Annotated in this window: 26 protein-coding genes; 21 read left to right on the forward strand and 5 right to left on the reverse strand. The window is 61.7% G+C overall.

Annotated features, from left to right (window positions below; translation table 11 throughout):
- The first annotated feature begins 93 nt into the window (after positions 1-93).
- From FHS03_RS11770 to FHS03_RS11780, 3 genes are all read left to right on the forward strand, one after another.
- Positions 94-507, forward strand: a complete 414-nt coding sequence (locus FHS03_RS11770) for a hypothetical protein (protein WP_221208113.1) — start codon at positions 94-96, stop codon at positions 505-507.
- A gap of 92 nt (positions 508-599) precedes the next feature.
- The gene (locus FHS03_RS11775; RefSeq protein ID WP_183441152.1) at positions 600-995 is read left to right on the forward strand and encodes a VOC family protein; all 396 of its coding nucleotides are present in this window, start codon (positions 600-602) and stop codon (positions 993-995) included.
- Between the two features lie 220 nt (positions 996-1,215).
- Entirely contained in the window at positions 1,216-2,145 is a 930-nt protein-coding gene (locus tag FHS03_RS11780) for a choice-of-anchor A family protein (RefSeq protein WP_183441153.1), read from the forward strand.
- On the opposite strand, the gene FHS03_RS11785 is transcribed toward FHS03_RS11780, so the two are convergent.
- The gene (locus tag FHS03_RS11785; RefSeq protein ID WP_183441154.1) at positions 2,108-2,764 is read right to left on the reverse strand and encodes a TetR/AcrR family transcriptional regulator; all 657 of its coding nucleotides are present in this window, start codon (positions 2,762-2,764) and stop codon (positions 2,108-2,110) included. The genes FHS03_RS11780 and FHS03_RS11785 overlap by 38 nt on opposite strands.
- On the reverse strand, positions 2,751-4,223 hold the full coding sequence (locus FHS03_RS11790) for an aminotransferase-like domain-containing protein (RefSeq protein WP_183441155.1): 1,473 nt from the start codon (positions 4,221-4,223) through the stop codon (positions 2,751-2,753). Before FHS03_RS11790 ends, FHS03_RS11785 begins: the two co-directional genes overlap by 14 nt.
- A 172-nt stretch (positions 4,224-4,395) precedes the next feature.
- On the opposite strand from FHS03_RS11790, the gene aptA reads away from it, so the two are divergent.
- The 11 genes from aptA (at position 4,396) to FHS03_RS11845 (ending at position 17,283) form a co-directional block, all read left to right on the forward strand.
- Positions 4,396-5,712: an omega-aminotransferase AptA gene (aptA, locus tag FHS03_RS11795; RefSeq protein ID WP_183441156.1), complete on the forward strand. Its 1,317-nt coding sequence runs from the start codon at positions 4,396-4,398 to the stop codon at positions 5,710-5,712.
- A gap of 22 nt (positions 5,713-5,734) precedes the next feature.
- Positions 5,735-6,850: an alanine dehydrogenase gene (gene ald / locus FHS03_RS11800; RefSeq protein ID WP_183441157.1), complete on the forward strand. Its 1,116-nt coding sequence runs from the start codon at positions 5,735-5,737 to the stop codon at positions 6,848-6,850.
- A 20-nt stretch (positions 6,851-6,870) separates the two neighbouring features.
- A complete protein-coding gene (locus tag FHS03_RS11805; RefSeq protein ID WP_307729538.1) occupies positions 6,871-8,385 on the forward strand; it encodes a CoA-acylating methylmalonate-semialdehyde dehydrogenase in 1,515 nt (504 codons plus the stop codon).
- 81 nt (positions 8,386-8,466) lie between these two features.
- The gene (locus FHS03_RS11810) at positions 8,467-9,840 is read left to right on the forward strand and encodes an NAD(P)-dependent oxidoreductase (protein WP_183441158.1); all 1,374 of its coding nucleotides are present in this window, start codon (positions 8,467-8,469) and stop codon (positions 9,838-9,840) included.
- Complete coding sequence (preA, locus tag FHS03_RS11815) at positions 9,833-11,128, forward strand: NAD-dependent dihydropyrimidine dehydrogenase subunit PreA (protein ID WP_183441159.1); 1,296 nt, start codon at positions 9,833-9,835, stop codon at positions 11,126-11,128. Before FHS03_RS11810 ends, preA begins: the two co-directional genes overlap by 8 nt.
- Before the next feature lie 16 nt (positions 11,129-11,144).
- Positions 11,145-12,629: an NCS1 family nucleobase:cation symporter-1 gene (locus FHS03_RS11820; RefSeq protein ID WP_183441160.1), complete on the forward strand. Its 1,485-nt coding sequence runs from the start codon at positions 11,145-11,147 to the stop codon at positions 12,627-12,629.
- Positions 12,630-12,646: 17 nt separating this feature from the next.
- Positions 12,647-14,041: a dihydropyrimidinase gene (gene hydA, locus FHS03_RS11825; RefSeq protein ID WP_183441161.1), complete on the forward strand. Its 1,395-nt coding sequence runs from the start codon at positions 12,647-12,649 to the stop codon at positions 14,039-14,041.
- Positions 14,042-14,052: 11 nt separating this feature from the next.
- On the forward strand, positions 14,053-15,288 hold the full coding sequence (locus FHS03_RS11830) for a Zn-dependent hydrolase (protein ID WP_183441162.1): 1,236 nt from the start codon (positions 14,053-14,055) through the stop codon (positions 15,286-15,288).
- A gap of 111 nt (positions 15,289-15,399) precedes the next feature.
- Complete coding sequence (locus FHS03_RS11835) at positions 15,400-16,560, forward strand: zinc-dependent alcohol dehydrogenase (protein ID WP_183441163.1); 1,161 nt, start codon at positions 15,400-15,402, stop codon at positions 16,558-16,560.
- Positions 16,561-16,627: 67 nt separating this feature from the next.
- Positions 16,628-16,882, forward strand: a complete 255-nt coding sequence (locus tag FHS03_RS11840) for an antitoxin (RefSeq protein WP_183441164.1) — start codon at positions 16,628-16,630, stop codon at positions 16,880-16,882.
- Positions 16,879-17,283 carry a type II toxin-antitoxin system VapC family toxin gene (locus FHS03_RS11845; protein WP_183441165.1) on the forward strand — a complete coding sequence of 135 codons (405 nt, stop codon included), beginning with the start codon at positions 16,879-16,881 and terminating at the stop codon, positions 17,281-17,283. Before FHS03_RS11840 ends, FHS03_RS11845 begins: the two co-directional genes overlap by 4 nt.
- Positions 17,284-17,290: 7 nt before the next feature.
- Here the strand turns inward: FHS03_RS11845 and FHS03_RS11850 are convergent, their stop codons facing one another.
- Positions 17,291-18,187, reverse strand: a complete 897-nt coding sequence (locus FHS03_RS11850) for a LysR family transcriptional regulator (RefSeq protein ID WP_183441166.1) — start codon at positions 18,185-18,187, stop codon at positions 17,291-17,293.
- A gap of 87 nt (positions 18,188-18,274) precedes the next feature.
- On the opposite strand from FHS03_RS11850, the gene FHS03_RS11855 reads away from it, so the two are divergent.
- From FHS03_RS11855 to FHS03_RS11870, 4 genes are all read left to right on the forward strand, one after another.
- On the forward strand, positions 18,275-19,003 hold the full coding sequence (locus tag FHS03_RS11855) for a sulfite exporter TauE/SafE family protein (protein ID WP_183441167.1): 729 nt from the start codon (positions 18,275-18,277) through the stop codon (positions 19,001-19,003).
- 70 nt (positions 19,004-19,073) lie between these two features.
- The gene (locus FHS03_RS11860; RefSeq protein WP_183441168.1) at positions 19,074-20,171 is read left to right on the forward strand and encodes a TolB-like translocation protein; all 1,098 of its coding nucleotides are present in this window, start codon (positions 19,074-19,076) and stop codon (positions 20,169-20,171) included.
- 96 nt (positions 20,172-20,267) lie between these two features.
- Positions 20,268-20,693: a hypothetical protein gene (locus tag FHS03_RS11865; protein WP_183441169.1), complete on the forward strand. Its 426-nt coding sequence runs from the start codon at positions 20,268-20,270 to the stop codon at positions 20,691-20,693.
- Positions 20,693-20,983 (forward strand): hypothetical protein, encoded by a 291-nt coding sequence (locus tag FHS03_RS11870; RefSeq protein ID WP_183441170.1) that lies wholly within the window; start codon positions 20,693-20,695, stop codon positions 20,981-20,983. Before FHS03_RS11865 ends, FHS03_RS11870 begins: the two co-directional genes overlap by 1 nt.
- 2 nt (positions 20,984-20,985) lie before the next feature.
- Here the strand turns inward: FHS03_RS11870 and FHS03_RS11875 are convergent, their stop codons facing one another.
- On the reverse strand, positions 20,986-22,746 hold the full coding sequence (locus FHS03_RS11875) for an allantoate amidohydrolase (protein WP_183441171.1): 1,761 nt from the start codon (positions 22,744-22,746) through the stop codon (positions 20,986-20,988).
- Positions 22,747-22,827: 81 nt separating this feature from the next.
- Positions 22,828-23,766: a LysR family transcriptional regulator gene (locus FHS03_RS11880; RefSeq protein ID WP_183441172.1), complete on the reverse strand. Its 939-nt coding sequence runs from the start codon at positions 23,764-23,766 to the stop codon at positions 22,828-22,830.
- Between the two features lie 110 nt (positions 23,767-23,876).
- On the opposite strand from FHS03_RS11880, the gene FHS03_RS11885 reads away from it, so the two are divergent.
- Genes FHS03_RS11885 through FHS03_RS11895 form a run of 3 tightly spaced genes read left to right on the forward strand, consistent with a single transcriptional unit; the run spans position 23,877 to position 26,799 of the window.
- Complete coding sequence (locus FHS03_RS11885; RefSeq protein WP_183441173.1) at positions 23,877-25,094, forward strand: urate hydroxylase PuuD; 1,218 nt, start codon at positions 23,877-23,879, stop codon at positions 25,092-25,094.
- A gap of 1 nt (position 25,095) precedes the next feature.
- Positions 25,096-26,328 carry a M20/M25/M40 family metallo-hydrolase gene (locus FHS03_RS11890; protein ID WP_183441174.1) on the forward strand — a complete coding sequence of 411 codons (1,233 nt, stop codon included), beginning with the start codon at positions 25,096-25,098 and terminating at the stop codon, positions 26,326-26,328.
- A gap of 18 nt (positions 26,329-26,346) precedes the next feature.
- Complete coding sequence (locus tag FHS03_RS11895; RefSeq protein ID WP_183441175.1) at positions 26,347-26,799, forward strand: thioesterase family protein; 453 nt, start codon at positions 26,347-26,349, stop codon at positions 26,797-26,799.
- Positions 26,800-26,903: the final 104 nt, after the last annotated feature.

Genomic DNA, 26,903 nt, shown 5'->3' on the forward strand with positions numbered 1-26,903 from the left:
TATCCGATGAATGGCGGCTTTTTGAGGATGACTGGTTGCGGCGGGCGATGAGTGGGACGGGAAGTCCACTGGATTGTTGATTGTAATGCAATTATGATCGCCTATAATTCCACGCATAGCCTCTTTTCGACAAAATTTGCAATGACAGAAATTTTCTTCAACGGCAGCACCGTTTCGATCACATCTCTTGAACAACTGAAGGAAGCGTTAAGCGGCTTTGACGCCGTGCCGGAATTTGAATTGTGGATATCGATCGAGTCCGGCCCCATGCTGTGCATGCTGCGGAACGCGCGGCATGCGTGGCTGATGTATCAGAAGAATGAAGACGATTCGGTGCGTTCGGTTGGCAAGTACCAAGGCGACGAGGTGTGCAAATTCAGGCTGGCGAACGGGCAGGTGGATGAGTATCCATTATCCTGGTGCATAGAGGTTGAGCAGTGCTACCAGGCCATTACGTACTTTTATGTGAACCTTGGCGAGGCGCCCGCCTGGCTTGAGTGGGAGTGATTTTTTCTCGCATGCATGTCGAATTCAGGCATCGTCGCCCGTCGTGAGGTTGAAGCACCCCGTTGCCCATTCACCTTTAGCATGGAGATGCCATGAAAAAAGAGATTATCTTCAACCTGGCGGTCAAGGATCTGGATAAATCCAAGGCCTTTTTTGCCGCGCTCGGCTTCAGCTTCAATCCGCAATTCAGCGGCGAGCACTCGGTATTCATGAACATCGTCGACGGCATCCATGCCATGCTGTTGACGGAAAGCTTCTTCAAGTCGCTGATCGACAAGCCCCTGGCGCAGGCGAAGGAGGCCAACGAGGTCATCATCTGCCTGAGTTGCGAGAGCCGGGAAGAGGTCGACAGCCTGATCGCCAAGGCCGTTGCCGCCGGCGGCCGCACGCCGCATCCGCCCGAGGACCACGGCTTCATGTATGACCAGGGTTTCGAGGATATCGATGGCCACCTTTGGAACCTGGTCTGGGTCGCGCCCCAGGCTTGAGCTGTGTGTGTGGCGGCCACGCGGGAAAAATCGACCGTTCAACGATGCGGGCGAACCTGTCGCGGACTTTTGTGATATCCTGAGAGTAACAATTGTTGCTTATGATAATTGTTTTGCAAGAGGCCCGAGCCCACGCCCTCTTTCAACGGCGAATCCGTCGTTCCTTCCCGGCGTGGCTTGAATTGCAGTCACTTGTTAAAAAGATATCTGAAAGGCCTATATGTTGAAACCAGCAGCATTGTTCCTGTCCCTGGCCGCCGTGGGTTCCGCCCACGCTGGCGTTCTCGATCTCGGCATCAATAATGCCAACCTGTTCAGCCTTGGCAGCTTCAGCGCCCAGGGTTCCGACGTCGAAGGCGCGGTCCTGGTGGCGGGCAGCATGACGGCGTCGAACTATTCGGTCAACGACAAGAACAAGGACGCTTACGGCAGCTATTCGCTGGTAGTGGGCGGCTCGCTGAACTACACCTCCGGTTCGATCAAGCACGGCAACTACTACGTGGCCGGCGCCAGCGCCATGACCTCGGTGGGCCTGCAAAGCGCGACCAAGAGCAGCAGCAATCCGGTGGACTTCAATAAGCTGAGCAGCAGCGTGAAGAACACCTCGTCCTCGCTATCGAAAGTGGCGGCGACCGGCAGCAGCAATATCCAGTATGGCGGCATGACCCTGAAAGGCACCGGCAAATCAGTGGAAGTGTTCAACCTGACCGGCAGCGACCTGTCGAGCGTGAACAACTTCAAATTCAGCAATCTGACCAAGGGTTCGACCCTGGTCTTCAACGTCAGCGGCAAGAACGCCATCGGTTTCAACCAGAACGGCGTGGGCCTGGATGGCTTCAAGGACTACAACGTGGTCTACAACTTCTACGAATCGCAGAAGCTGAATATCCAGAACGTGGGCGTGTACGGCAGCATCCTGGCGCCATTGGCGACCGTGACCGGTAATGGTGGCCAGATCAACGGCAATGTCATCGTCGGCAACTGGCTGTCGAATGTGCAGGTCAACGCCAACCACTACTTCAGCGCCGCCAATGTGACCGGCTACGGCATTGCGCCGGTGCCGGAAGCGCAGACCTACGCCATGCTGCTGGCCGGCCTGGGCGTGGTGGGTTTTATCGCGCGCCGCCGTCGTTCGCAACAGGCAGGCTGACCGCCGCCAGAACCATCTGCACGATGGTCTGTTCGGCATCCTCGTAATCCTTGCGGCTGAGCTGTTTGCGGTTCAGCACAAGGGCCATCTGGGCTGAAAAATCCGCATAGGATTGCGTCATTGCCCAGATGGCGAACAGCAGGTGGGTGGCGTTCACCGCGCCGATTCTGCCCTCCACACTCCATCTCTCGAAGACTTCGATATCGCGCCGCAGCAGCGGCACGACGCGTTCCTGGATCTGCTTGCCGTACATCTGGGCGCCGCCGATCACTTCCATCGCATACACGCGTGAAGCCCAGGGCTGCTCGCGCGAAAATTTCAGCTTGGCCTGGATGTAGGCGCGCAGCACGTCCTGCGGCTGCTGGTCGGGATCGGCCAGGCGCTCCATGCGTTCCAGCCAGTCGTCCAGCACATCGTCCAGCACGCGCTGGTAGAGCGCCTGCTTGGTGGGGAAGTAGTACATCAGGTTCTGCTTGGACAGGCCGGCGTTGTCGGCAATCGCCGCCACCGAGGCGCCTTCGTAGCCGCATTCGGCGAAGACGCGCACCGCTTCGGCGGCGATTTCCGCTTCCAGCCGGTCGCGGTTCTGCAGGCGGCGATTGGGTCTATCGGCGGCCATGTTCTTTCCTTAGCGCGAGCAGGAAGTTGCGCAGGGCAGGGTGGTCGGCGTAGGCCACGTTGAAGCGGAACCAGATGCTTTCGCTGTCGCCCAGCATGAAGAAGTCGCTCGGCGCAAGCAGGATGCCGGCCTTCAGCGCCAGGTCGGCAATCAGCTTGCCGTTCCATTCCGGCGTGGGCGCCTCGTCCCAGCCGGCGCTGACGAACATGCCGCCGCGCGGCCGCGCCACCGGCTTCATGCCCGCTTCGGCCAGCGATTCGATGCTGCGCTCGCGGCCTTCCTCCAGCTGGCCTATCAGTTTTTCCACCATGCGCTTGTAGGGCCGCGCCGTGATCGCGTGGTACACGGCGCGCTCGTTCACCTCGGATGTGGTGAGGCCGGTCAGCATCTTGATGCGCACCAATTCCGGCAGCAGCGATTGCGAGGCGCAGATGGTGCCGACGCGCAGCACCGGCGACAGGGTCTTGGAGAAGCTGCCGATGCGGATCACGCGGCGCAAGCCGTCCATCGCCGCCAGCGAGGCTTCGCCGCGCGGCGTCAGCTCGCGGTAGATATCGTCTTCCACCAGCCAGAAGTCGAACTGCTCGGCCAGCGCGAGCAGGCGGTGGGCCTGGGCCTGGCTGAGCGAGGTGCCGAGCGGATTTTGCAGCACGGTGTTGACGAACATGAGCTTGGGCTGCGTGGCGCGCGCCTGTTCGGCCAGGAAGTCCAGATCGAGGCCGTTGGCGCCGCGCGGAATGCCGATCACCTGGCAGCCGTGGTGGCGGATCAGCGAGAGCAGATTGCTGTAGCCGGGATCTTCCACCAGCACCGTGTCGCCCGGCTTGGTCAGGGTGCGCAGGATCAGGTCGAAGGCATGCGTGGCGCCGTGCGTGAGCAAGATCTGCTCCGGCTCCAGCGCGAACAGTTCTTCGCTCAGGGTGCTGGCCAGGTATTGGCGCAGACCGGGAAAGCCGAGCGGATGGCCGTAGCCGCGCAGGCGGTTGGCGGGAATGCGGATGGCCTGGCGCACGGCGTCGAGGATGGTGTCCTCGCCATACCATTCGGGCGGCAGCCAGCCGGCGCCGATGGGCAGCGCGTCCGACATGCCGGAATACAGTTCCGGCGTGAGCGCGTCGACGGCGGCGGGGCCGGGGTGGAAGGGCGCGGGCGTGGTGGGCAGGGCGGGCGCGTCCTGGCGCGTCACGAAGTAGCCGGAGCCGCGCCGCGAGGAGAGCAGACCCAGCGTCACCAGGCGGTCGTAGGATTCCACCACGGTGAACGTGCTGATGCCATTACACTTGGCGAACTGGCGCACCGAGGGCATCTTGGTGCCGGCGCGCAGCTCGCGCCGCGCCACCATCTCCGACACGGCGGCGACGATCTGCTCCACCAGGCTGCCTTTCTTCGAGCGCTCTATGGACAGCAGCGGCCATTGTGGGCCATCGGTCTGCCGCGCTGCGCTCGCGCTTTCATCCATCTTTTGTCTCCATATGCTTCACTGCACAAAAGTGTAGTGTTTTTGTGACCTGTACGGTTGGATGGTTTTGCGAATTGTGTATATGTGCCATAGTTGAACTGCTGTCTATTATTGCATCATCATTTTGCCAACTGGTAAAGAATTTTTACGAGGCGACAAACAGGAGATATGCATGAATCAGACCAGACCAGAGTCGCTCGCGTCCTTCTGGATGCCCTTCACGAACAACCGTGATTTCAAGGCCAGCCCGCGTTTGCTGGTGTCCGCCGAAGGCATGTATTACAAGGACGTGGAAGGCCGCGCCATCCTCGACGGCACGGCCGGCCTGTGGTGCGTGCCTTGCGGCCACGCCCAGCCCAAGATCGTCGCCGCCGTGCGCGAGATGGTGGGCCAGCTCGATTTCGCGCCCACTTTCCAGATGGGCCACCCTTCGGCCTTCGACTTGGCCGACAAGCTGATGGCCTATACCAATGGCCGCTTCGGCCACGTTTTCTACACCAACTCCGGTTCGGAAGCCGTGGACACGGCGCTGAAGATCGCGCTGGCCTACCACCGCGCGCGCGGCGAAGGCACGCGCACCCGCCTGATCGGCCGCGAACGCGCCTACCACGGCGTGGGCTTTGGCGGCATGTCGGTGGGCGGCATCGGCGGTAACCGCAAGCATTACGGGCCGCTGCTGCCGGGCGTCGACCATCTGCCGCATACGCATAATCTGGAAAAGAATGCCTTCACGCGCGGCGAACCGGAATACGGCGCCCACCTGGCCGATGAGCTGGAACGCATCGTCGCCCTGCATGACGCGTCGACGATCGCCGCCGTGATCGTGGAGCCGGTGGCCGGTTCCACCGGCGTGCTGATTCCGCCCAAGGGCTATCTGAAACGGCTGCGCGAGCTGTGCACCAAGCACGGCATCCTGCTGATCTTCGATGAAGTGATCACCGGCTTTGGCCGACTCACCACGCCTTTCGCCGCCGACTACTTCGACATCGAGCCGGACATGATGACCACCGCCAAAGGCCTGACCAATGGCACGGTGCCGATGGGGGCGGTGTTCTCCAAGCAGTTCATCCACGACACCTTCATGCAGGCTCCGGCCGGCATCGAGCTATTCCACGGCTATACCTATTCCGGCCATCCGCTGGCCTGCGCCGCTGCGCTGGCGACGCTGGAAGTGTTCGAGGAACAGAAAATCCTCGACCACGCAAAGAGCATGCAACCGTATTGGGAGGATGCGATCCATTCGCTCAAGGGGCTGCCGCATGTGATCGACCTGCGCAGCATCGGCCTGGTGGCGGGCATCGAGCTGGAACCGGTCGCGGGCAAACCGGGCGCGCGCGCCTACGATGCATTCAAGAAGATGTTTGCCGACGGCGTGCTGACGCGCGTGACCGGCGACATCATCGCGCTGTCGCCGCCGTTGACGTTGGAGAAGCAGCATATCGACGAATTGTTTGGCAAGCTGGAAAAGGTGTTACGTGGACTAGACTAAAACCATAAAAGAGGAGACAGCCATGCTGGTAGGCGTACCGAAGGAGATCAAGAATCAGGAATCGCGCGTTGGCCTTACCCCGGCCAGCGTGAAGGAACTTGTACTGCGCGGACATCAGGTGCTGGTACAACGCAATGCCGGCGTGGCGATTGGCCTCGCCGATTCCATGTATGAAGGATCGGGTGCCACCATCGTCGATACGGCGCAGGAGATTTTCAAGCGCGCCGAGATGATCGTGAAGGTGAAGGAACCGCAGCCGGAAGAATGCGCCATGCTGCGCGAGAACCAGATCCTCTACACCTACCTGCATCTGGCACCGGACCCGGAACAGACGCGCGCCCTGGTGCAGTCGGGCGCCGTCTGCGTCGCTTACGAAACCATCACCGGGGCGAACGGCGGCTTGCCATTGCTGGCGCCGATGAGCGAGGTGGCGGGGCGCATGGCGATCCAGGCCGGCGCTGCCCATCTGGAGAAATCCAAGGGCGGCATGGGCTTGCTGCTGGGTGGCGTGCCGGGCGTGGCGCCGGGCCATGTGGTCATCATCGGCGCGGGCGTGGTCGGCACCAATGCCTTGCAGATGGCGGTGGGCATGGGCGCCCGCGTCACGATTCTGGACAAGAATGTGGACCGTTTGCGCCAGCTCGACCTGATCTTCGGCAACCGCGTGCAGACCATGTTCTCCAACGCCCATACCATCGAGGAAGCGGTGCTCGATGCCGACCTGGTGATCGGCGGCGTGCTGGTGCCCGGCGCGGCCGCGCCCAAGCTGGTGAGCCACGACCTGATCTCGCGCATGAAGGCGGGCGCGGTGGTGGTGGACGTGGCCATCGACCAGGGCGGTTGCTTCGAAACCTCGCGCGCTACCACGCATGAACAGCCGACTTTCCTGGTCGGCCAGGTGGTGCACTACTGCGTGGCGAATATGCCAGGCGCGGTGGCGCGCACCTCCACCTTCGCGCTGAACAACGCCACCATCGGCCATGCGCTGGCGCTGGCCGACAAGGGCTGGAGCAAGGCGATGAAGGCCAATCCCCATTTGAAAAATGGATTGAATGTATGCCAGGGCAAGGTCACGTATGAAGCTGTGGCCCATGGCCTGGGTTATCCCTATGTACCGGCCGACAATCTGTTGGCCTGATTAATCAAGTAGAGCAGACAATGAGCAATCTCGATACCCGGTTGGACACCATTACCCACTTCATCAACGGCAGCAAGGTCGACACCTTGGGCGGTCGCTACGGCGACGTTTTCAATCCCGCCCTGGGCGAACCGGTCGCACGCGTGGCGCTGGCCACCACGGAGGAGGTGGATGCGGCGGTGCAGGCCGCCGCCGCCGCTTTCCCATCCTGGTCGGCCACGCCGCCGCTGACGCGGGCGCGGGTGCTGTTCAAGTATCTGCAACTGTGCCAGCAGCATACCGACGAATTCGCGGCCATGCTGACGCGCGAACATGGCAAGACTTTTTCCGACGCGCAGGGTGAGGTGGGGCGCGGTATCGAGATGGTGGAATTCGCCGTCGGCATCCCGCAGATGCTGAAGGGCGAATTCACCGACCAGATTGCGCGCGGCATCGATGCCTGGTCCATGCGCCAGCCGCTGGGCGTGGTGGCGGGCATCACGCCGTTCAACTTCCCGGTGATGGTGCCGATGTGGATGTTCCCGATCGCCATCGCCTGCGGCAATACCTTCGTGCTGAAACCATCCGAACGCGATCCATCGCCCTCGCTGCTGCATGCGCGCCTGCTGAAAGAGGCGGGCTTGCCGGACGGCGTATTCAATGTGGTGCAGGGCGATAAGGTGGCGGTCGATGCGCTGCTCGACCATCCCGAAGTGCAGGCCGTGAGCTTCGTCGGCTCTACCCCGATTGCCGAATACATTTACTCGCGCGGCAGTGCGGCCGGCAAGCGCGTGCAGGCGCTGGGCGGCGCCAAGAACCATATGGTGGTCATGCCCGACGCCGATATGGACATGGCGGTCGATGCGCTGATGGGCGCAGCCTATGGTTCGGCCGGTGAGCGTTGCATGGCGATTTCCGTGGTGGTGGCCGTGGGCGATGCGGGCGACAAACTGGTGGCCGCACTGGAAAAGCGCACCGCCGCACTGAAAGTGCGCGATGGCATGGAGCGCGACGCCGAAATGGGTCCGCTGGTCACGGCCGCCGCCAAGCAGCGCGTGGAACGGCTGATCGGCGAGGGCGTGGAGCAGGGCGCCAAGCTGGTGGTCGATGGCCGAGACTACAAGGTGGTGGATCGCCCGAATGGCTTCTTCGTCGGCGGCACGCTGTTCGACCATGTGACGCCGGATATGACGATTTATAAGGAAGAGATTTTCGGACCCGTGCTGTGCGTGGTGCGCATGGCCGACATTGTCCATGCGGTGGAGCTGATCAACAAGAACGAGTATGGCAACGGCGTGGCAGTGTTCACGCGCGACGGCGGTGTGGCGCGCGAATTCGTGCGCCAGATCCAGGTCGGCATGGTGGGCGTGAACGTTCCGCTGCCGGTGCCGATGGCTTTCAACAGCTTCGGCGGCTGGAAGCGCAGCCTGTTCGGCGACCACCACGCTTACGGCCCCGAAGGCGTGCGTTTCTACACGCGCCACAAGGCCGTGATGCAGCGCTGGCCGAATACGGCAAGCGCTGGCGCGGAATTTGCATTCCCTCAGATGAAGTAGGGGGCGCGGTCAGTAAACAATATGTAGCAGGCAGCAGCGCGGCAGATTCGAGCAGTTCGACCTACCAAACGGGATGGAAAGATGATCGATTCACTCAAACATATGCGGCATGCCCAGTCCAGCAAGGAAGAACTGGCCGGGCATTTCACCGATCTGGCGCCGGCACTCACTGTGCGCCAGGCAGCGATAGAAAGCGCGCGCTGCCTCTACTGCTACGATGCGCCCTGTTCGCGCATCTGTCCTTCCGAGATCGATGTCGCCAGCTTTATCCGCAATATCAACGACCGCAATGTGAATGGCGCGGCGGCCGGCATCCTCAAACAGAATATCCTGGGCGGCAGCTGCGCCCGCGTCTGTCCCACCGAGATACTGTGCGAAGACGTCTGCGTGCGCAACCACGACGCCGAAGGGCAGCCGGTCAAGATCGCGCTGCTGCAGCGTTTTGCACTGGACCATATGCGTTTCGAGGGCCACCCCTTCCGCCGCGCCGCCGCCACCGGCAAGCGCATTGCCGTGGTGGGGGCGGGACCGGCTGGACTGTCCTGCGCCCACCGTCTGTCCATGCTGGGCAACGACGTGGTGATTTACGAGGCGCTGGACAAGGCGGGCGGCTTGAACGAATACGGCATCGCCAAATACAAGCTGACCGATAACTTCGCGCAGAAGGAAGTCGAATTCCTGATCGGCATAGGCGGCATCGAAATCCGCTGCGGCCAGAAGCTGGGCGAGAACGTGCACCTGAAAGACCTGCACGCCGAATACGACGCAGTCTTCCTCGGCCTGGGCCTGGGGGCCAGCCGCCAGCTTGGCTTGACCGGCGAGGACGCTCCCGGCCTGCTGGCCGCCGTCGATTACATCGCCGCCTTGCGCCAGGCCGAAGACTTGAGTTCCCTGCCGGTGCCGCAGCGCGCCATCGTCATCGGCGCGGGCAATACGGCCATCGATATGGCGGTGCAGATTCAGCGCCTCGGCGCAGAGGAGGTGACGCTAGTTTACCGGCGTGGCTTCGACGCCATGAGCGCCACCCATCACGAGCAGGAAATCGCGAAGGCCAACCAGGTGCGCATGCTGACCTGGGCGCAGCCGCAGCAAGTGCTGCTGGACGAGCAGGGCCGCGTGCGCGGCATGCGTTTCGAGAAAACCTTATTGCAGGCCAATCGGCTGATCAGCACCGGCATCACCTTCGAAATCGCCGCCGACGCCGTGTTCAAGGCCATCGGCCAGAAGCTGGAAGAGGACGTCCTGAACGATCCGTTGGCGCAACTGCTGCAGCGCGATGGCGACAAGATTCATGTCGACGCCCAGTTCCGCACCGTGCTGCCGGGGATTTACGCGGGCGGCGATTGCGTGGCGCCAGGGCAGGATCTGACGGTGCAGGCAGTCCAGCATGGCAAGCTGGCCGCGCACGCCATCCATAACGATATCCAAGCGAAGCGGGAGGCTGAAAATGGCTGATCTGAGCATTGAATTCTGCGGCATCAAATCGCCGAATCCCTTCTGGCTCGCCTCCGCGCCGCCAACCGACAAAGCCTACAACGTCATACGCGCCTTCGAAGCCGGGTGGGGCGGCGTGGTGTGGAAGACGCTGGGCGAAGACCCGCCCGCCGTAAACGTGTCCTCGCGCTATTCCGCTATCTATGGCAAGAACCGCGAAGTTATCGGCTTCAATAATATCGAGCTGATTACCGACCGCAGCCTGGAGCAGAACCTGCAGGAGATCGCGGAAGTGAAGAAGGCCTGGCCGGATCGCGCCATCGTCGTCTCGCTGATGCTGCCTTGCGAGGAGCATTACTGGGCCGACATCCTGCCCAAGGTGGAGGCCACCGGTGCGGATGGCATCGAGCTGAATTTCGGTTGCCCGCACGGTATGCCGGAACGCGGCATGGGCGCCGCCGTCGGCCAGGTGCCGGAGTATGTGCAGATGGTGACGGCATGGTGCAAGAAGCATTCGAAACTGCCCGTCATCGTCAAGCTGACGCCGAATATCACCGACATCCGCAAACCGGCACGCGCCGCGAAAGAAGGCGGGGCGGACGCGGTTTCGCTGATCAATACCATCAACTCCATCACCTCGATCGACCTTGACCGCATGGTAGCGCTGCCCATCGTCGGCACGGCCAGCACCCACGGCGGCTATTGCGGCGCGGCGGTCAAGCCGATTGCGCTGAATATGGTGGCCGAGATTGCGCGCGATCCGGAAACGAGGGGCTTGCCGATTTCCGGCATCGGCGGCATCGCCAACTGGCGCGACGCGGCCGAGTTCATTGCCCTTGGCGCGGGTTGCGTGCAGGTCTGCACGGCGGCCATGCTGCATGGCTTCCGCATTGTCGAGGAAATGAAGGATGGCCTGTCGCGCTGGATGGACAGCAAGGGCTACCGCACGCTGGCCGATTTTTCCGGCAAGGCGGTGCCGAACACCACGGACTGGAAATACCTGGATATGAATTATCAGGTGATCGCCCACATCGACCAGAACGAATGTATTCAATGCGGCCGATGTCATGTGGCCTGCGAGGACACTTCGCATCAGGCCATCGCCCAGATTATCGACCAGGCCAGCGGCGCGCGCCGCTACGAGGTGATCGACCAGGAATGCGTAGGTTGCAATCTGTGCGAAATCACCTGCCCCGTGCAGAACTGCATCACCATGGTGCCCCAGGTCACCGGCAAACCCTATATGAACTGGACGCAGGACCCGCGCAATCCGCGCGCGGAAGTGAAAGAGGAAAGCACCGCAGTATAAAAATAAGGGGAACCCGGTGAGCAATGACCTGTCTGGCAGCACCCAGTTGTGGAATGAAGACCTTGCCCCCACCAGCGCCGCGCAGCGAACGTGGCGCTGGTATCACTTTGCGGCGCTGTGGGTGGGCATGGTCATGTGCATACCGGCCTACACCTTGTCGGCCAGCCTGATCGAAGGCGGCATGTCGGCTTATCAGGCGGTGCTGACGGTCTTCCTCGCCAATGCCATTGTGCTGCTGCCCATGCTGGCCATCGGCCACGCCGGTACCAAGTACGGTATTCCGTATGCGGTGCTGGCACGCGCTTCCTTCGGCACCACCGGCGCCCGTCTGCCAGCGCTGATGCGCGCCATCGTGGCCTGCGGCTGGTATGGCATCCAGACCTGGTTCGGCGGCCAGATGATCTACACCTTGCTCGGTGTGCTGATGGGCGGCGAGATCGGTGGCGCCAAGATTGGGGGACTGGGGATCAACGGCGCGCAGCTGCTTTGCTTTCTTGCGTTCTGGGCCATCCAGTTCTGGTACATCGTGCACGGCATGGACGCCATCCGCAAACTGGAAACCTATACCGCACCGCTGAAAATCCTGATCTGCTTCGTGCTGCTGTACTGGGTCTATGAAAAGGCGGGCGGCTTCGGGCCGCTGCTGGACCAGCCATCGCAATTCGTGGAAGGTGGCAAAAAGGCGGGACAGTTCTGGCCCACCTTCTGGCCTTCGCTGACGGCCATGGTCGGTTTCTGGGCCACGCTGGCCTTGAATATTCCCGACTTCACCCGCTTCGCGCACAGCCAGCGCGATCAGCTGGTCGGCCAGTCGGTAGGCCTGCCCGTACCCATGGGCTTATTGGCGGCGCTGGCCGTCATCGTCACTTCGGCCACCATTGTCCTGTACGGCAAAGCGATCTGGGATCCGGTCGACTTAGCCAGCCGCATGACCGGCGCCGCCGTGCTGATCGCGCTCATCATCCTGTTGATCGATACCGTCAGCGTCAACCTGGCTGCCAATCTGGTGGGGCCGGCCTACGACTTTTCCGCCCTGGCGCCGCGCCTGATCTCGTACCGGGCGGGCGGCTACCTGACCGCGTCCATCGCCATCGTGATGATGCCGTGGAAGCTGCTCGAATCCACGCAAGGCTATATCTTCACCTGGCTGATCGGCTATTCGGCCTTGCTCGGCCCCATCGCCGGCGTGCTGATTATCGACTACTACTTCGTGCGCAAGACCGAGCTGCATGTGGAAGACCTGTACCGCGAGAATGGCCGCTATTCCTATGGCAACGGTTGGAACAGCGCGGCCCTGGTGGCTTTCGTGCTGGGCGTGCTGCCGAATATTCCCGGCTTCTTGAACGCGGCCTTCCCGGCTTCCTTCCCCGGCGTGGCCGATGGCTTCAAAACGATTTATACCTATGCCTGGTTTGTCGGCATCGCCATTTCGGCCCTGGTGTATGGCGTGATGATGAAGGGGAAAGCCGTGCCATCCTTGAATGCAGCAGCCCAATCGTGAAAAGCGGAGACGAACAAATGACGACCATTATTCGCGGCGGCACAGTGGTGAATGCGGACCGCGCCTTCCGCGCCGATGTGCTCTGCTATGGCGACAAGATCGTCGCCGTCGGCACCAACCTGGACGCGCCGGCGTCGGCCACCGTGATCGACGCCGGCGGCCAGTACGTGATGCCGGGCGGGATCGATCCGCACACGCATATGAATCTGCCTTTCATGGGCACGGTGACGGCCGATGACTTCTTTACCGGTACGGCGGCGGGGCTAGCGGGCGGCACCACCACGATCATCGATTTTGTGATTCCGAGTCCGCAGCAATCGCTGCTGGAGGCTTATCGCACCTGGCGCGGCTGGGCGCAGAAGGCGGCGGGCGACTACAGCTTCCACGTTGCGATCACATGGTGGGCCGACAGCGTGCACGAGGAAATGGGCACCCTGGTGCGCAATCATGGCGTGAACAGCTTCAAGCACTTCATGGCCTACAAGAACGCCATCATGGCCGATGACGAAACCCTGGTGAAAAGCTTCCGCCGCTCGCTGGAGCTGGGCGCGATTCCCACCGTGCATGCGGAGAACGGGGAACTGGTCTATCAGCTGCAGCAGGATTTGCTCAAGCAGGGGCTGACCGGCCCCAGTTCGCATCCTTTGTCGCGTCCGCCAGCCGTGGAAGCGGAAGCGGCCAACCGCGCGATTGCGATTGCCAATGTACTCAATACGCCGCTGTATATCGTCCACGTCTCGTGCAAGGAATCGCTGGACGCGATCACCCGCGCCCGCGCCGGCGGCCAGCGCGTGTATGGCGAGGCGCTGGCAGGGCATCTGATCATCGACGACAGCGTGTACCAGAACCCCGATTTCGATTTCGCGGCGGGCCATGTGATGAGTCCTCCCTTCCGCGGCAAGGAACACCAGACGGCCTTGTGGCACGGTCTGCAAGGCGGCAATCTGCATACGACGGCGACTGACCACTGCACCTTCTGCGCCGAGCAGAAGGCGGCGGGCCGCAACGATTTCAGCAAGATACCGAACGGCTGCGGTGGGGTGGAAGACCGCATGGCCGTGATCTGGGATGCGGGCGTGAACAGCGGCCGCCTGACGCCATCGGAGTTCGTGCGCGTCACCTCGGCCAATGCGGCGCAGATTTTCAATATCTACCCGCGCAAGGGCGTGATCGCCGTCGGTTCCGACGCCGACATCGTGGTGTGGGATCCGGAAGCCAGCCGCACCATCTCGGCCAAGACCCAGTTTGCTAAAGGCGGCTTCAATGTCTTCGAAGGCCGCACCGTGCGCGGCATCCCGAGCGCCACGCTGGCTGCGGGCAAGCTGGCCTTCCACAAAGGTGAACTGATGGCGAAAGAGGGCGCGGGCCGCCACGTCGACCGACCCGCATTCACGCCGGTATCGGCGCGCTGAAAGGAGCAGGCATGAACGAGCTGAAAATCAATGGCGGGCGACTGTGGGACTCGCTGATGGAGCTGGCCAAAATCGGCACCACCGAGAAAGGTGGCGTCAAACGCCTGACCCTGACCGATCTGGATAAGCAGGGCCGCGATCTGGTCACCGGCTGGGCCAGAGATGCGGGCCTGAGCATTACGGTGGACCAGATCGGCAATGTCTTCATGCGCCGCGATGGCGTCAACAACGCGCTGCCGCCCATTATGACCGGCAGCCATATCGACACCCAGCCCACCGGCGGCAAATTCGACGGCAACTACGGCGTGCTGGCCGGGCTGGAAGTGGTGCGCACGCTGAACGATCGCGGCATTCGCACCGAGGCGCCGATCGAAGTCGCCTTCTGGACCAATGAGGAAGGCTCGCGCTTCGTGCCGGTAATGATGGGTTCCGGCGTCTTCTGCGGCGCGTTTACGCTGGAACATGCATATGCCGCCAAGGACACTGAAGGCAAGACCGTAGGCGAGGAACTGGAGCGCATCGGCTACAAGGGCGAGCAGGTGCCGGGCCAGCATCCTATCGGTGCTTATTTTGAGGCGCATATCGAACAAGGCCCGGTGCTGGAAGATGCCGACAAGGTGATTGGCGTGGTGCCTGCGGTGATGGGCCTCTCCTGGTACGACTGCACGGTGACGGGCATGGAAGCGCATGCCGGCCCCACGCCCATGCATCTGCGGCGCGACGCGATGCAGGTATCGACCCGCATCATCCAGGAAGTGGTCGCTATCGCCAACCGTTATCCGCCCTATGGACGCGGCACGGTCGGCATGATGCAAGTCTTTCCCAATAGCCGCAATGTGATTCCCGGGCAGGTCAAGTTCAGCATCGACCTGCGCAATGTCAGCGATGAGCTGCTCAACACCATGCACGAGGAAATGCTGGCCTTCGTCGACCGCACCGCCGGTGAAACGGGGCTGGACATCAAGATCGAGCGTGTGTCCTACTTCCCTCCCTGTCCCTTCCACCCCGACTGCGTGGGCGCGGTGCGCAAGGCCACCGAAAAACTCGGCTACTCGACCATGGATGTGGTGTCCGGCGCCGGCCATGACGCCATTTACGCCGCGCGCGTGGCGCCGGCCGGCATGATTTTCGTCCCCTGCAAGGATGGCATCAGCCACAACGAAATCGAAGACGCCAAGGCCGAGCATCTGGAGGCTGGCTGCAATGTACTGTTACACGCCATGCTGGAGCGCGCCCGCGTCGTCTGACTCAGCATAACCGCGCGTGGGCCGAGTCCTACGCCACACCAGCGCCACGGCCTATCGCCGTGCGCGCATGGGCTGCCTAGACTGGACTTTCCATCCCACCAGGAGGTAGCCATGCGCGCACTCGTTTACCACTCGGCCCGTGAAGTGAGCGTCGAGACCGTTCCAGATCCTCTTCTGCTGGAAGAGGACGACATCATTCTGCAGATCACCGCGACCGCCATCTGCGGCTCGGACCTGCACCTGTACCGGGGCAAGGTGCCCGGCTTGAAGGCCGGCGATATTCTCGGTCACGAATTCATGGGCGTGGTGGCGGAGGCCGGTCCCGGCGTGACCAGCGTGCGCAAGGGCGACCGCGTTGTCATACCATTTGTTATCGCCTGCGGTAACTGCTTCTTTTGCGATCAAAAGCTTTACGCCAGTTGCGAAACCACGAATCCCGACCGTGGCGCCATCATGAACAAGAAAAGTCTGCGTTCCGGCGCGGCCTTGTTCGGCTACACCCATCTGTATGGCGGCATGCCAGGCGGCCAGGCCGAATATGTGCGCGTGCCGAAAGCGAACGTCGGCCCGATCAAGATTCCCGATGTGCTGCCGGACGAGCAGGTGCTCTTCCTCAGCGATATCCTGCCCACCGGCTATCAGGCCGTGCTGAACGCCGAAGTCGGCGACGGCGATAGCCTGGCCATTTTCGGCGCCGGCCCGGTCGGACTGATGGCGGCGGCCTGCGCCCGCATGCGTGGCGTGGAGCGCATTTTCATGGTCGATCACCACGCCTATCGGCTCGATTTCGCGCGCAGCCAATATGACGTCATCCCTATTAATTTCGATGACACCGATGCCGCTGAAGCCATCCTCGAAAGCACCGCAGGGCGCGGCGTGGATGCGGTGATCGATGCAGTCGGCTTCGAAGCCAAGGGCAGCGCCCTGGAAACGGTGATGACGGCCATGAAGCTGGAAGGCAGCAGCGGCCAGGCGCTGCGCCAATGCATCGCCGCCTGCCGCCGCGGCGGCATCATCAGCGTGCCCGGCGTGTATTCCGGCTTCATTCATGGCTTCCTGTTCGGCGACGTCTTCGAAAAAGGTCTCGGCTTCAAAACCGGCCAGACCCACGTCCAGCGTTTCATGCCCGAACTGCTCCAGTTTATCGGCGAAGGCAAGCTGCACCCTGAAGCGATCATCACCCACCGCCTACCGCTGAACGAAGCCGAGCGTGCTTACTACCTGTTCGATAGGAAGGAAGAAGCGTGCCGCAAGGTGGTACTGCGACCCTGATGATATCTACCTTGATATGTACTGATGATGGCCTATATTGACTTCAAGAGCCACCCTTCTGACGCAAATGATGGACATCGCCAAAATCTTTATGACTGGGCGCAGCCAGGCAGTGCGCCTGCCAGCTGAATATCGTTTTGAAGGAAGCGAAGTGTATATTCGTCGCGACCCAAAATCCGGTGACGTTATCCTGTCCAGCAAACCCAATACTTGGGATGGATTATTCGCCCTCTATCGGAGCACTGAGGTTCCGGCTGATTTTCTATGCGAGGAAGAGCGCCGTCAAAGTTTGGATGAACGCGATCCGTTTGCGGAAAAATGACGCGTTATCTGTTGGATACCAATATCGCCAGTCACATTATCAAAGGTGACTTGCTTCAGCTGACGCAGAAGTTGGCAGGCATCCCGCCCCAGGATATTGCGATTTCAGTTATTACCGAGGCCGAACTGCTATATGGTCTGGAAAAGCGAGGCGCTCCAGCGGGGCTGTCGCTGCGCGTCCATGCTTTCCTTAAGCGGGTAACTGTCCTGCCATGGACCAGACAGGAAGCGGCAGCTTACGCAGAGCTTCGGGTAATTCGCGAGCGGGCCGGTCTTTCTCTGGGAACGATGGATATGCTGATTGCCGCGCATTCCAGGGCTGCAGGCCTCGCTCTCGTCACCCGTGACCGCACCTTTGGCCTACTGCCCGGGTTTCCTGCGGTCGAAGACTGGACTTGCTGAGATCTGGCTAGCTGTTCACCAATGCATCGGCCAGCTCGCGGGCGTAGCCTGGGAGGTTGGCGTAGCGGCGCATGCAGAGCAGCAGCTTGCGGCGCGACCAGGCGTCGCTCAGGTGAATGTGGCGGATGGTGCTGGCGTCGCGCGAGCGCAGCACAGCCGATTCGGGTACGACGGCAATGCCCGCGCCGCTGGCCACCATGCGGCAGATGGCGTCGAAGCTGCGCACCAGCACGCGGTAGTGCAGACGCTGACCGAGGCGCGAGGCATGTTCGCTGATGTACTGTTGCAGCGCGCTGTCGCCGGCCAGTCCGATAAAGTCGTTCTCCAGCACTTCGGCAAAAGGCACCACGCTGCGTCGTTTCAGGCTGCGCGCCAGCGGATGCAGCGGCGAGAGCGCCAGCACCAGCCGGTCTTCGCGGAACAGGCGCGTTTCCAGGCCGCTGCTATCCACCGCATCGGTGACGATGCCGATATCGCCCAGCTGATCGCGGATCGCTTGCACGATCTCATGGCTGGGCCGCTCTTCCAGATCGACGTTGACTTGCGGATGGCTGGCCATGAACTCGGCCAGGATGTCGGGCAGGAATTCGGTCAGGGCCGAGGTATTGCACAGCAGGTGAATATGGCCTTTCAAGCCGCTCGCATACTCGCCCATATCGGCGCGCATCTTTTCCATCTGCTGCGTGATGGCGCGCGCATGGTGCAGTAAGGTGCGCCCCGCATCGGTCGGCTCCACGCCGCGCCGGTTGCGCTTGAGCAGAGGCACGCCTAGCATCTCCTCCATGCCGCGGATGCGCGCACTGGCCGAGGCCAGTGCCAGGTGCACTGTTTCGGCGCCAGCGGTAATGCTGCCGCTTTCGGCCACGCGCAGGAAGAGTTTCAGGTCGGTCAGGTCAAAGCGCACGATGGTCTCCAGCCTTCGGATTTGACGAAGGCTGAGACAGTATATTCCACATTTTCACCATCCGCAGGCGATGGCAGACTGGCAAGCATGGAAAACAATATCGTCTTCGTGCTTGCTGTATTTACCCTTGCCGGCGCTGTAAAAGGCGTAACTGGCATGGGCCTTCCCACCGTGGCTATGGCTCTGCTCAGCCTTGTCATGACGCCGATCGAAGCGGCGGGACTGCTGGTTGTGCCTTCGCTTTTGACGAATCTCTGGCAACTGCTTTCCGGCCCGCCGCTATATGCGATGTGGCAGCGCCTATGGCCGATGACGGTGGGGATTTGCGGCGGCACCCTGATCGGCAGTGTGGTGATGCGGCAGAATGCGGCAGCCACCATCATGCTGGGACTGGCGTTGACGGCCTATGCCGCCGTGGGTCTATCCTCCCTGCGCTGGCAGGTGGCGCGTGAAAAGGAAGAGTGGATGTCGCCGCTGGCCGGCGCGCTGACCGGCGTATTCACTGCGGCGGCAGGTGTTTTCGTGCTGCCAGCAGTACCGTATTTACAGTCGCTGAAGATGGGTAGGGATGAACTGGTGCAGGCCATGGGTCTGGCCTTCACCGTATCCACCCTGGCGCTGGCCGTGGCGCTGGCGGCGCGCGGCGCCTGGGAGCCGGCGGTAGCGGGAGCGTCCTTCCTGGCGCAACTGCCCGCCATGGCCGGCATGCTGCTTGGCCAGAAGTTGCGCAACCGCATGCCGCAAGAGGCTTTCCGCCGCTGTCTGATGGTCGGGCTGCTGTTGCTTGGCGTCTATCTTTGCCTGGGGCGCGCGTAGTCCAGCGCCTGTGCTCCGCTATTGTGGTAATTTGATGTAAAAAATGCCATTCCCACTAAGGAGCAAGCGCATGAAAATTCGACTGGATAGCGTCCTCGTTTTCTCGTGCTTGGCCGTTGGTCAAGCCGCCGCTGCCGATCCGGCCGCAGGACGCCAGTTTGAACGTATTAGCATCCACCCCAATGGACAGGAATGGCTGGTGAGCGAATGTGCCCGCACAGCACCGGATAAGGATGACTGCTTCATTCTGCATTACGACGTTGCCAGCGGCGTTTTGGGGCGCTACCAACTGCCGGGGGGCTACTACTACCGCCATGCCGCCTATGCGCCGAGCGGCCACTACATCGTCATGACGCGCATGCCGCAAACTGCTATGGGAGCCACGCTTGATGAGGACGCGTTGGCGCAAGCCTATGAGGCTATCGAGATCGCGGTGATGGAGGCGGATGGCAGTGATTTCCATGTTCTGCCTCTGGCGCGGGGGTATAAGCTGACGCCAGTGATTTCTCCAGACAATAGCAAGCTGGCTTTCTGGCGCGGTGCACCGCGGCCGCAGGGTAGCAAAACGGTCGTCCACCAGCATGAATTGCGGGAAGCGAATTTGAACGGGCGGGAAGAGCATCCGTTTGCCGGCGAGTACGGCTTCTTTGGCGTGGGCCAGACGCAGTATCTGGATGGCGGCACGTTGCTGTTCAATGCTTCTTATCCCAGCAAGGACGCCGAATTCAGCACCGCGTCCGAGAGTTTCGAATCGCGCCAAGCCTACGAAAAACGCTATGGCACCAGCCAGGTGTACCGGATCGCGCGCGGCCAGCGCGGAGCGATTCACCCGCAACTGGCAGCCCTGCCGCGTGCCTCGCACGCCACCGCCGATGCCAAGGGAAACTGGTTCCTGACCGCCGAACTACCAGGCATCAGTGCCGTGCGTCGCGCACCCGATGGCGGCACGGCGCAATGGCCGTGGCCGGCCAACCTGCCCGCAACAGCGACACTCTCGGCGACGGCGGCGCCGGACGGCAGCAAGATTTTTTTTATCTATATGTTTGCCAGCGAGCTTGGAATGAATGGGCGCGCAATCGGCCAGCTGGATACTACCAGCGGGCAGTGGCGTGCATTTGATTTTCCATCCTGGCGCGACGGCATAGCCCTTCCCATCCGGTTGCGTTGAAGCGAAGCCGCGGCTGGCTCCCGCTCCAAGCTATCCAGAACATTTTGTTGATAACTTGCAGTTAAATATTGTTGCGAGGCCGGCGCCAGCGCCACCTTGCATGGAGCGGGCCTGTCGGTCACGGCTGGCGGCGGCGCGGCCCTGAACATCGGTGGCAACTCCTCCTCCGCATCGGACTATGACATCAACATTGTGCATGCGAATGGCGGCACAGTCACGCTGCTGGACGATACGCGGGCCAATATTTACCAGTACGATGGCGTTATCCGGGGCGGCAACAATAACAACTTCGGCGCCTTCGGCAGCGGCATCACGGTCTACGGCGCCAGCAGTAACGGCATATGGATGGGCAATACCAACCAGGGATCAGGCAAGCTCAATGTCGTGCAGGCACCTGGCGCAACCGTGATCGTCACCGACAATTCCTCGGCCAATGTCTATAACTCCGGCGGCACGGTGCATGCACTGGCGAACAGCAATGTGGGCGTGCTGGGGACGAACATCAATATCTATTGCGTGTGATGGATGCGAATTTCGACTTTAAGCTCGATGCGCGCGATAGCGAATGGAGCCATCTGAAAGTGTGGCAATATGCTCATCGACCAGGGCAGTTCAGCTTCAACTCCGGCGCTGCAGGCGCGCTGGCCAGCGTCAATCTGGTGTATGACACCAAGCAGATCCGGGCGGCGGTGCATACAGCGGGCCAGGTGGAACCCGAAGTGGCGGCGGCAAGCCTGGCCGAGTGGGAGCCTTTGCATGCTGGTTCCAGGTATCACCCACTGAAGGTAATCGGCTGGCCTTTGTTCGAATAAGGTCAGCGTGGCTTGGCCTGGAAGCGGCGCAGGAAATCGAGCAGTACCTGCGCCGCCAGGTCGGCATCGTCGGCTGTCATGGTTTCCAGCGGGTTGTGGCTGATGCCGCCGTTGCCGCAGCGCGTGAACAGCATGGCAACATCGGTGAGCGCGGTCATCGCCATGGCATCGTGGCCCGCGCCGGAGAGCAGGTCGAAGCGCTGCAAGCCGCTGCGTTGCACGGCGTCGCCGAACTGCTGCATCAACCATGGCGCGCAGGGCGCTGCGGAGGCTTCCACCATTTTCTCCAGGCTGAATTCGATCTGGCGACGCGCGCAGATGGCGGCGATGCCGTCGAGGACATCCTGGACGGCGGCCTGGCGCACGCTGTCGTCGGCGGCACGAATGTCCAGCGATAATTTGCAGGCGCCCGGAATCACATTCACCGAACCGCCCGGCACTTGCAACTGGCCGACAGTGCCGACCAGTGCTTCGGCCTGTCCGCAGCGCTGCTCGACCAGCAGCACGATTTCCGCCGCCGCCGCTGCCGCATCCTTGCGCATCGACATAGGTGTGGTCCCGGCGTGGCTGGCGAGGCCGCGCAGCTCGACCAGATAACGCGAGCTGCCCGCAATCGCCGTTACCACGCCCAGCGGCAGGCCGCGTTCCAGCAGCACCGGCCCTTGTTCGATATGAACTTCGACAAAGGCCAGCACGTTTTCCGCCTTGCGCGCTATGGCGGGAATGGCGGCAATATCGTGGCCTGCCGCTTCCAGCGCCGAGCGCATGCTGATGTCGTTGGCGTCGAGTGCATCGAGCAGCTTCGTATCGAAGCGGCCCGTGATGGCGTTAGAGCCGAGGAAGGTGCTGCGGAAACGCACGCCTTCTTCTTCCGCAAAGCCGACGACTTCGACATGGAAGGGCAGTTTCTCGCCTTGTTTGTGCAGGTGGTTGATGATGGAGATCGGTAGCAGGATGCCGAGGCGGCCGTCGTATTTTCCGCCGTTGCGTACCGTGTCGTAATGGGAGCCGGTGATCAGGGTCTTGGCGCCGGGCGCGTCGGACAGATAGCGCCCCACCACATTGCCGACGGCGTCGATTTGGACTTCCATGCCCGCCGCGCGCATCCAGTCCGACAACTGGGCTGCGGTCTTGCGGTGGGCCTCGGTCATGTAGGCGCAGGTCAGGCCGTCCTCGTCATCGCTCCATTGCGCCAGCACTTCGGACCAGGCCATTACCGTAGGTCCGAATTCCAGTTGCACGCCCAGCAGGTCGTTGATGCGCATTTCTGCGATGCGATGAATCTGGCGCAGGCACTCCGCCATCTCGTCGGCGCGCTGGTTTTTCAGGCGGCGGTTGAAGGTGGCGATGACGGTCTGGCGCGTCAGTCCCTTTCCATCCGCACCTTTCACTGCAAGGATGAAGGGGAAACCGAATTTGGCGTTGTAGTCGGCATTCAGCTTTTGCAGCGCGGCGAATTCCTCGGCGCTGCACAGGTTCAGGCCGGACTTGGCTTGTTCGTGGGTTGATTCGGCGGTGAGCTGGCCGGCGATGGCGGCTTTGCCCGCCAGTTCGGGGTGGGCGCGGATCAGGCCCAGTTGCTCGTCCGGCGTGGCGCGGGATACTTCGGCCTGCAAAGCCTGTTTCAGTGCGATGACGCTGGCGAAGGGGCGCTGGGCGGCGGCGCGTTCGGGAATCCACGGCGAATGCTCATAGATGCCGCGCAGTTGTTCGACAAAGGCGGCGCTGCCGCAGGCGTTCAGTTCGGAGAGTGTAATCGTCATCGCAGAATCCCGTTTTGAGGTCTTGATGATATATCCGGCCCATTAGCCAAATTATATGTCTGCGCTGATGAACGATATACGCTATTTCTGCACCAGCGCCTTGGCGACGGCGCCGACCTGGTCGCGCAGCCATTTGTGTTCCGGCGCCTGGTGCACGCGCTCGTGCCACAGCTGGTAAAAACGCATCGGCGGGAATTTGACCGGCACCGTGAAGGTCTTCAGCGGCAGGGTCTTTTCATATGAGCGCAGGAACTGGCGGCCGGTGGTCAGTACCAGCTCGGTCTGGGTCAGCATATACGGAATCAGGCCGAAGTAGGCCGACTCCACCACCACATTCCGGTGCAGGCCATGGCGCTCCAGGAAGGCGTCGATCACGCCGCCGTAACCGGGCAGCATCTGCGACGGCGCGACGTGGGGCAGGCTCAGATAATCCTGCATGCTCATTTCATCGCTGTTGGTGCGCTTGGCGTAAGGGCTGCCCGCGTGCATGGCGCAGATGATGGGGTCTTCGAACAGTTTGGACAGGTGCAGGTGTTGCGGCGGCTCGTCCCAGTTGGCGATCACCAGATCGAGTTCGCCATCCGATAGCAGGCGGATATAGTCGATGCCGGGACCAAGGTTGTGGATCACCACGCGGCTCATGGGCGAGCCGCGGCGTAGCGCCGCCACCACATTCGGCAGGAACTGGCTGTCCAGATAATCGGGTGCCGCGATATTGAAGGTGCGCGCTTCCTCCTGTGGCACGAAGGGCGTTTTCTTGACGAAGAGGTTTTCCGTCTCATCCAGGATACGCTTGGCCGGCTTCAGCAAACTCTCGCCGTGCTGGGTCGGCACCATGCCGCGCGCGCCGCGCACCAGCAGGGGATCGCCCGTCAGTTCGCGCAGCTTGCGCAGTGAAGCCGAGATGGAGGGCTGCGGCTGATTGAGTTTCAGCGCCACGCGCGAGACATTTTTCTCCACCAGCAGCAGGTAGAGAATGCGGATCAGATGCAAGTCTAAATGTTGCGGCAGGCTGGACATGGCTGGCTATATCGAAGTGGATATGTCAAATATACGGCATATTTCATGATGCAGGTATCGGAAAGCGGCTATCTTTCATAAATTGCCACTTGTCTAACTCAAGGAAACCCATGGATGCATTCGGCTATTTGATACCGTATGGCCTGGAATGGCTGAATCTATTGGTGCGCTGGCTGCACATGATTACGGGGATCGCCTGGATCGGCGCTTCCTTCTATTTCGTCTGGCTGGACAACTCGATCCGCCCGCCCGCGCCCGGTTCCGAACTGGCGAAGAAGGGCGTCTCCGGCGAGCTGTGGGCCGTGCACGGCGGCGGCTTTTACAACCCGCAAAAATATCTGGTAGCCCCGGCCGAACTGCCGAAGGAACTGCACTGGTTCAAATGGGAGGCTTATTCCACCTGGCTATCTGGCATCGCGCTGCTGACTATCGCCTACTACTTCAATGCCCAGGCCATGATGGTGGACAAGGCGGTCGCTGACTTGAGCAGCTTGCAGGCGGTGGGCGTCGGCATCGGTTTTCTGATCGCTGGCTGGATCGTGTACGACTTGCTGTGCCGCTCGCCGCTGGTCAAGCGCGAGGGCTGGCTGGGGCTGACGGTGTTTGCGCTGCTGACCGGCGCGGCATATGCGCTGACGCATCTGCTGAGCGGGCGCGCCGCCTTCATTCACATTGGTGCAATGATCGGCACCATCATGGTGGCGAATGTGGCCATGGTCATCATTCCGGGACAGCGCAAGATGGTGCAAGCGATGCAGGCAGGCGGCTTGCCCGATCCATCGTATGGCATCAAGGCCAAGCAGCGCAGCGTGCACAATAATTACTTCACCCTGCCGGTGCTGTTCATCATGATCAGCAACCACTACGCAATGACTTACCGCCATCCGCAAGCCTGGTTGGTGCTGGCGTTCATCATGGCGGCCGGCGTCTTCATTCGCCATTTCTTCAATCTGCGGCATAAGGAGTGCATCGAGTGGCGCTATCCGGCCATCGGCGTGGCGCTGTTGCTGGTCGTGGCGGTGGCGATTGCGCCGTCGCGACCCGCTGCGGTGGCCGCCGCTGCCGATCCCGAGGCGCAGTTCAGACAAGTGAAGGCGATTATCGACCAGCGCTGCGTATCCTGCCATTCCGCGCATCCGACCCAGGCCGGCTTTGCCACTGCACCGGCCGGCATGGTGCTCGACACGCCGCAGCAGGTGCGCCAGCACGCCATGCAGATCCACAAACAGGCGGTCGAGCTGAAAGCCATGCCGATCGGGAACCTGACCAATATGACCGAGTCCGAAAGGACGCAAATAGCCGCGTGGTTTGCGGCGGGAGCCAAATGAGATGAACCGACAAGAACAACTGAGCCAATGGATCGATGCCCACTTCGACGAGGAAGTAGCGCTCTTGCAGCAGGTGCTGCGCGTGCCTACCAATACGCCGCCCGGCAACAACGCGCCGCATGCGGATGTGGTAGCGGAGCTGCTCAAAGCCTATGGCTGGCAGGCCGAGAAGCACGTCGTTCCCGAACAGCGCGTGCGCGATTACGGCATGGAGAGCATCACCAATCTGATCGTGCGCCGTCCCTACGCCGCAGGCGGTCCGATCGTGGCGCTGAATGCCCATGGCGACGTGGTGCCGCCTGGCGATGGCTGGAGCTATCCACCTTACGGCGGCGTGATCGAGGGCGGCTATATCTACGGCCGCGCCGCCGCCGTTTCAAAATCCGATTTCGCCACTTATATCTTCGCCTTGCGCGCGCTGGAGGCGCTGGGCATTCCGCTGAAAGGCGCGGCCGAACTGCACTTCACCTATGACGAGGAATTCGGCGGCCTGCTCGGCCCCGGCTGGCTGCTGGAACAGAGGCTGACCAGGCCGGACTTCGTGATCGCCGCAGGCTTCAGCTACAACATCGTCACCGCGCATAACGCTTGCCTGCAGCTGGAGATCACTGTGCACGGCAAATCCGGCCATGGCGCCATGCCGGAAACGGGGCATGACGCCTTGCAGGCCGCCAGCAAAATCCTGAATGCCATCTATGGCCAACTGCCGGAGCTGAAGAAGATTAAATCCAAGGTGCCGGGAATCGACTCGCCGACCATGCTGGTGGGACGCATCGACGGCGGCACCAATACCAACGTCGTGCCGGGAAAAGTGGTGATGAAGATGGACCGCCGCATGATTCCGGAAGAAGACCCGGTGGCGGTGGAAGGGCAGGTGCGCGCCCTGATCGAAGACGCGGTGCGCGGAGAACCTGGCATCCGTATCGAGATCAAGCGCCTGCTGCTGTCGCATGCCCTGCGCCCCTTGCCGGGTTCCGAGAAGCTGGTCGCCAGCATCCAGAAGAACGCGCGAACCGTGATCGGCGAAGACATTCCCGCCAGCGGCACCCCGCTGTATGCCGACGCCCGTCTCTATGGCGAGCAAGGCATTCCGGCGGTACTATACGGAGCCGGGCCGCGCAGCGTGCCCGAATCGAATGCCAAGAAGGCGGACGAGAAGCTCCTGCTCGACGATCTGCGCAAGGCTACGAAGGTCGTTGCGCTTACCTTGCTGGACTTCCTCGCCGCTGAATAAACACGGAAAGGGAAGCAGATGTTTGAGCGTAAATTGATGGCCGGCTGGGGCGATATGGATTTCAACAGCCATATGGCGAATACGGCGTTTTTGAACAAGGTGGGCGACACGCGCATGCTGTTCCTGACCGAGCAAGGCTTCTCCGTGCAGGAACTCATGCGCCTGAATATCGGCCCGGTGGTGATGAAGGACGACCTGTCCTACTTCAAGGAAGTGCTGCTGCTGGAGGAAATTACCGTCACCCTGGCGCTGGCCGGCATGTCCACCGACGGCAGCCGCTGGCACCTGCGCAGCGACATCCTGCGCCCCGACGGCAAGCTGGCGGCCCGCGTCAACAGCGCCGGCGGATGGCTCGACCTCAGCGCCCGCAAGCTGATCGCGCCACCTGCCAACCTGCTGGCCGCCTGGCACTCGCTGCAGCAGACCGAGGATTTCCAGGAGCTGCCCAGCAGCATCCGCGCCGCCAATTAACAGTTGAGCCCGTGTCCGATTGGGGTCTTATATCGTGATAACCCTGTAAATTTACGTTTGCGAGCATGCCAGCCTGATGGGTCTGTGGGATAGCATCCCGAGGG

The organism is Pseudoduganella violacea (assembly GCF_014191875.1).
Taxonomy (GTDB): Bacteria; Pseudomonadota; Gammaproteobacteria; order Burkholderiales; family Burkholderiaceae_D; genus Rugamonas; species Rugamonas violacea_A.